We start from the raw sequence: 1,656 nt of genomic DNA on the forward strand, positions 1-1,656 counted from the left end.
TCCTTACGACTACTCAGAAGATGCTTTATCCTTGACCATCCGGGCTTTTATTTCCGGATTAGTAAATTTCATTACTTGGTTTTAGGATTCTCCAAGTTACGCTAAATTTCGACCTTAATTCCTTAGGGGAAGTATCCTCTATAAGAGGCTGATCCCAGGTTTATTTTTTTTGATAAACTACTCAATATCTGGTATTTTTATTATTAGTAGGCTCTGGACTGTTCGTTTAAGCAACTTCCGAGACAGGTTCTTCTATTACATCAATTTTCCTTCTTAGGCCATTGCAGGCTTCTCCCTAGAATTATTTGGTGGCGAAGTCTTTTTGACTAATTTGCTTTCGTCGCAACCCGCTTTTATGGTCTGCTGTAATCTAACATTCTTTCGTTTGTTAGACCGACCATCTCCTTTCAGGGTTTATCGGCCCTGGCTATTGGTTAAATAGCACGAAATTTAGGCATCTTTGGCGCCCTACCAGAAGCAACAATATTTTTAGCTAAATACCTTAACATATACGCTCCACTACGATCAACTTTAGAAGCATCTTTGCCACTAAAACAACCTCCTCCATGACGTATTTCGCTACCATAACTATCTTGAATAATTTTTCTTCCTGTTAAACCAGTATCAAAAGAAGGACCTCCTTGGATAAAACTTCCTGCCGGATTAATATAAAATTTAGTTTTAGCATTTATAAATTTCATAGGAATAACAGGTTTAATAACATATTGTATAATATCATTTGAAAAAGTTTTATTATTTTTCATAATATTACTATGATGAGAAGAAATCACAATTGAATCAATATAACATAAATTGCCTTTTTCATCATATGCTATAGTTAATTGCGTTTTACCATCCGGTTTTAAAAAAGGTAAAATTTTCTCTTCTCTTATTTTATTTAATTGTAGAGCTAAATTTCGAGATAATATAAACTGTAATGGCATATATTGGGGTGTTTCGTTAGTAGCGTAACCAAACATTGAACCTTGATCTCCGGCGCCACCATTAACTGAAACAGCCCTATTAATTTCTTCAGATTGTTTATTTATCAAATTAACAACTAACAAATCTGAATAATAAAAATTATCTTCTTTATTTATATATCCTATATCTTTTACTGTCTCTCGAACAATATTTTCTATTTTTTTTTGTTCTAAATTAATAGAACTTTTAATTTCACCGCAAAGAATAACTTTATTTTTAGTAACTATTGTTTCAATAGCGATCTTAGCATGAGAATCTTGTTTAAGATAAGCATCTAATAAAACATCAGAAATTTGATCTGCTATTTTATCAGGATGTCCTTGAGATATGGATAGATTATTTGCGTTTTGATTTCAAAATTTATTTTATCTTTCTGATATCTATTACAAATAGCCCCCATCTAAACCGGACGAGCAAGTTTCCTTGCATCCGGCTTGCCATAATTTACCTTCTTGTAAAGACTAACCTTGTGTTACCACTCATTAGTTGTTTATTCTAATCATTCTTTGTTTCTTAAATTCTTTAATATCAAATATTGGTGAATTAATTATCTGATGATAATAAGATATTTTTATCTCTCGAACTACACCAGTTCGCATCTTTTTCGATTTTTTCATGATAAATTTCTAAAATCAGAAAGAATTAATATCTTTTATCTTTTTTGTTCTTAAT

1 protein-coding gene is annotated in these 1,656 nt (G+C 31.2%); it reads right to left on the reverse strand.

Annotated features, from left to right (window positions below):
- Window positions 1-434: 434 nt before the first annotated feature.
- Window positions 435-1,313 carry a methionine adenosyltransferase gene (gene metK, locus OC683_RS02405; protein ID WP_320411937.1) on the reverse strand — a complete coding sequence of 293 codons (879 nt, stop codon included), beginning with the start codon at window positions 1,311-1,313 and terminating at the stop codon, window positions 435-437.
- Window positions 1,314-1,656: the final 343 nt, after the last annotated feature.

It is taken from the genome of Candidatus Phytoplasma crotalariae (assembly GCF_030586865.1).
GTDB classification, from domain to species: domain Bacteria; phylum Bacillota_I; class Bacilli_A; order Acholeplasmatales; family Acholeplasmataceae; genus Phytoplasma; species Phytoplasma citri.